The 4,422-nt window shown below is 38.8% G+C and carries 4 protein-coding genes; 2 read left to right on the top strand and 2 right to left on the bottom strand.

The window, feature by feature from the left end; translation table 11 throughout:
• Both ACOVO2_RS05880 and ACOVO2_RS05875 read right to left on the bottom strand, forming a co-directional pair.
• The coding region (locus ACOVO2_RS05880; RefSeq protein ID WP_421769073.1) for a TetR/AcrR family transcriptional regulator at positions 1–481 on the bottom strand (481 nt) is incomplete at its 3' end.
• 108 nt (positions 482–589) lie between these two features.
• Positions 590–1,432 carry an SGNH/GDSL hydrolase family protein gene (locus tag ACOVO2_RS05875; protein WP_421769072.1) on the bottom strand — a complete coding sequence of 281 codons (843 nt, stop codon included), beginning with the start codon at positions 1,430–1,432 and terminating at the stop codon, positions 590–592.
• 212 nt (positions 1,433–1,644) lie between these two features.
• Here ACOVO2_RS05875 and ACOVO2_RS05870 point away from each other — a divergent pair, with 212 nt between their 5' ends.
• Both ACOVO2_RS05870 and ACOVO2_RS05865 read left to right on the top strand, forming a co-directional pair.
• Positions 1,645–3,540 (top strand): sensor histidine kinase, encoded by a 1,896-nt coding sequence (locus tag ACOVO2_RS05870; protein ID WP_421769071.1) that lies wholly within the window; start codon positions 1,645–1,647, stop codon positions 3,538–3,540.
• Positions 3,541–3,781: 241 nt separating this feature from the next.
• Positions 3,782–4,422 (top strand): response regulator transcription factor (locus tag ACOVO2_RS05865; RefSeq protein WP_421769070.1); only part of this gene is annotated, 641 nt, incomplete at its 3' end.

Here is a 4,422-nt window from a genome sequence, read left to right as displayed (position 1 = left end):
CCGCTCCTTCAAACTCCATGATGGTTTGTTGGGCGAGTCTGAATGATTGCTCGGGGCTTTTGCGAGTTGCGTAGATTACCTGTAAGGCCTTTGTCCAATCGTCCATGATGGCTCTTAAAACTGATTGAAATTCGGGTACAACTCCTACTGTTTCGAGGGTTGTGTTTCCTACTAAACAGCCTCCTTCCTTCTCCAAAAGTAGTTTCCCCATCTTTTTCAAGAGTTTTTCCATTCGTTCTTCGGGCGTGAGGCTTGCATCTTCGGCAATCGGAAAAACCTTATTAGTCAGGTAAGTATGAATCGAAACAAGCAAATCTTTCATTAACATTTCCTTACTCGGAAAATGATAATACAGACTTCCCTTGAGCAAACCACTGGCTTCGGCAATATCCTGCATCGAAGTATTATGGTAGCCCTTCACTCGAAAAACATCCGATGATTTTAGCAATATTTCTTCTTTGGTAATTTTCTGAACTGGCATTTTCAGTCGATAGCTCACGGACAACAGTCCGTAGTTTATTTTATTTAGGCTCAAATGTAAAAACTATTTTTTATTTACCAAACGATTGGTAGAATAAAATTTTTAACTTCAGCTTTTCATGGCATCTTTCACCAAATCACGAATCATTCCACCAGCGATTGAGTTTTGATGTAGGTTGTCGGGCGTAAGTTGAAAGCCGTGTTTAGCCGAAATTTCGTCCCAGCTTTTTCCTAACAAATAATAACTGATTACTGAAAAATTGAGAAGTTTGTAGGTATCTTCAAAAGTATGTTTCAATGGTTGCGGATTTTTCTGCAAAAATTCCTTTTGTTTTTCTCTGACTGGTAAATAAATGAGTTGTTCATCGGTGGCGAGTTGCTGCACAAATTCGCTGTATTTATCGGCTTTCTGGTTGGCCTCGTGGGCTAAATCTTCACCCATGACTGGCAAAGACATTACTGCAATTTTTGCCTGAGTCTTTGCTTTTAACTGGCGGATAATTTCAATATAATTCTTCTTAAAATCTTCAAAATTAGGAGAAGTATCTTTACTTATTCTTCCTAAATCTTGGTAACGTTTTTCCATTATCTTACCCATAGTGGCATTGACATCATTCGTACCAATCAGAATCGTGATAAAATTGGGCTTGCAGGCAACCACATCATCAATTCGACGGAGCAAAGTATATGTCAAATCGGAGTTTATTCCTGCGTTAAAAATCTGATAGTCAGTTAGCTGAGAACTTAAATCATTTACCCAATTATAGCTCACATTGCCGTGCGTATTGCTATCGCCAAAACACACCAATACTTTTTTAGAAGCATCAATCTGTTGCCTATTTTTGGCGTTTGGATAATTTTCTGGAATATGTTTCGATACTTTTTGATATAACCAAGCGTAGAGAAACCCAAGAATTGAGACGATACAAAGAATTATAATGAGAAAAGACATTTTGTAGGGTAGGTTTTGTTGAGATTTATGTAAAGTTAGCAAATTGTTTGGTGTTAAAAAGTGTTAAATAAACCATAATTTTGATTTTATGGCGTTAATTTCGTGAGATAATTAAAATAGTCCACAGTCGATGGTCAACAGTCGACAGCATTTGAAAATGATAAAGCAAGAAATAATTATCTTGAAATCTTAAAAATCGCTTTAATCCTGTCATGAATTTTCGTAATATCATCGTTGTCATGTTGCTTGCTCTGTTGGGTCTGATGGCCTTTCAGTGGTATTGGATTGAAAACGCGATTGCCGTAAAAAAAGAACAATTCGACCGTGATGTGAACGATGCCATGCTGGCTACTGTCAAAAAAATCGAAAAGCAAGAGGTTATTTTCTTGGCAAATCAGCAAATGAAAGCCCAAGAGCAACAAAAGTTGCTGGCCATTACTCAGAAAAAAATTCTAAAGAAACGAAAGCCTCGACCTGCGGTGCAAGAAAATCATTCTGCAACCGAAGAGATGGTTGTAAATGTAGAAAATCCTGAAAAGGAAAACCACAAAGTGGTACTTTTTCCACAAGGCATGAATAATCATACGATTACGATTGCTCCGTCGGATATTTTTTGGGCAGAACCAGCCTTCGAGATTCCCGAGCGACAAATGGGCTTGATAAAAGATATGCTCGAAGAGCAAAATCTTGCTTGGGAAGAACTCACGCAACCTACTCGCTCATTGCTCATGCGTCAGCGTAGTGTAGAAGATTTAATTGGCGAAATAAACCGCCAAGTAATTCAACTCAATCGGGGTAAACGTAACCGAGAACAAAAAAACTTTCGAGTAAATATCGAAAACCAGCAGGGAATTGTTACGTACAAATATTATTATGACAATACCCAAGCAGGAGATTCACTAAAGTTTACCGCAAAAACATTTAATAAAGTAGATAGACCCATCGAAATTAAGAAAAAAAGCCAAGAAAAAGATTTCGACACCAACTTTGAACGTACCCAAAATAAAGCCGAACTCGTAAAAAACGTTTTGACTGATGTGATTCACGGAAGTCGAGATATTTATGAGCGTCTCGACCGCCAAACACTTGATACTTTACTCAAAAAAGAACTCCGAAGCAGAGGTATTTCGATTCCGTATCAGTATGGTGTGAAAAATAGTTCAAACATGATTTTCTCGTCGTTTGCGGTCAATTATACGCCCGAATTGCTCAAAAAAGCCTATAAAGTGCTACTTTTTCCGAATGATTTACAGCCACAAAATCATTTTCTGTATGTCTATTTTCCTGATACACAGGGTTTTATCTTGCGTAATATGTGGTCGGTTTTTTTGAGTTCGATACTTTTGTTTTTGGCAGTTGGAGGCGTGTTTTATAGCTCGATAAGTACAATGTTGAAGCAAAAGAAATTGGCCGATATTAAGAATGATTTCATCAATAACATGACGCACGAGTTCAAGACACCAATCTCGACGATTTCGTTGGCGGTGGAAGTAATGAAAGACAGCGACGTGAAAAAAGATAGTGGTAAAATGAACCGTTATCTGAATATCATTCAAGATGAGAATCGCCGACTGGGTACGCAAGTGGAGAAAGTGTTGCAAATGGCTTTACTCGATAAAGGTGAAGTGAAACTAAGACTCGATAGTGTTGATATTCATGAAACTATCGAGCAGGTGCTGACAAATTTAAGTGTGCAAATCGAGCAGAAAAACGGCATCGTCAACCTCGAACTCGAAGCCGATAATTCAGAAATCGTAGCCGATGAAGTACATTTGACTAATATTATCTATAATTTGCTCGATAACGCCAATAAATATTCGCCCGAAAATCCAGAAATAACGATTCGCACCGAAAATGTGGGTAATTTATTGAAAATCAGCATTTCTGATAAAGGAATCGGCATGACAAAAGACCAAGTGGCTCGCATTTTTGAACGCTTTTACAGAGTTCCGACTGGAAATTTACACGATGTAAAAGGCTTCGGGCTGGGGCTTAGTTATGTCAAGAAAATGGTAGAACTGCACAACGGACAAATATTTGTGGAAAGTAAGCTGGGCGAAGGTAGTAAGTTTGAAATTATATTTACAACCCCTACCCCTCCCCGATAAGCAGGGGTGTTAAGTTCTCGAAAAAAGCTCCCCTCTCCAATCGGAGAGGGGCTGGGGGTGAGGTCAAAAGGCATCAAAATGTGGTAAAATTGTTGCGTTTTAACCCCACCCTAAATCCCTCCCCGATGGGGAGGGATTTTAAAAATAGAGAACTTAACACCCCTGCTCCCCGATAAGGAGGGGAGTAAAACAAAACTCCTCCCAATCGGGGAGGCTGGGAAGGGTGAAACAATTAAAAAATATGGCAAAAATCCTTTTAACCGAAGACGACCCAAATTTGGGAATGTTGCTTCAAGAATACCTCCAAGCCAAAGGTTTTATGACCGATTTGGCTAAAAATGGCGAAGAAGGACTCAAGTTTTTCTTGGAGCGTGGTGGCTACGATATGTGTATCTTAGATGTGATGATGCCGAAAAAAGATGGTTTTTCGTTAGCCAAAGAAATCAGAATGAAAGACAAGGATATTCCTGTGATATTCCTGACTGCCAAATCAATGAAAGAAGATACGATTCAAGGCTTTAAGGTGGGGGCCGATGATTATATCACGAAGCCATTTAGCATGGAAGAATTATTGATGCGAATGAAGGCAATTTTACGCAGAATCAACAAACAAGAGCCTGATACCCAAGTAAATAACTTTAAGATTGGTGCTTATGAGTTTGATGCCCAAACCAATAGTTTGAGTTTCAATAATTCACAGAATAAACTCACAACCAAGGAATCGGAGTTATTGAAATTGCTTTGTCAGAACAGAAACCAATCGGTGAGCCGAAGTTTTGCCTTAAAACTCATTTGGGGCGATGATAGCTATTTCAATGCACGAAGCATGGATGTTTATATTACGAAACTAAGAAAACACCTCAAAGAAGACCCTTCGCTACA

Origin of the sequence: Emticicia sp. (assembly GCF_049241225.1) — a bacterium.
GTDB lineage: Bacteria > Bacteroidota > Bacteroidia > Cytophagales > Spirosomataceae > Emticicia.
This window is presented reverse-complemented; position numbering and strand designations above follow the sequence as displayed.

Coding starts and splice junctions, on each gene's coding strand:
- ACOVO2_RS05870 (WP_421769071.1), top strand. CDS start 1,645: ATGAATTTTCGTAATATCATCGTTGTCATGTTGCTTGCTCTGTTGGGT.
- ACOVO2_RS05875 (WP_421769072.1), bottom strand. CDS start 1,432: ATGTCTTTTCTCATTATAATTCTTTGTATCGTCTCAATTCTTGGGTTT.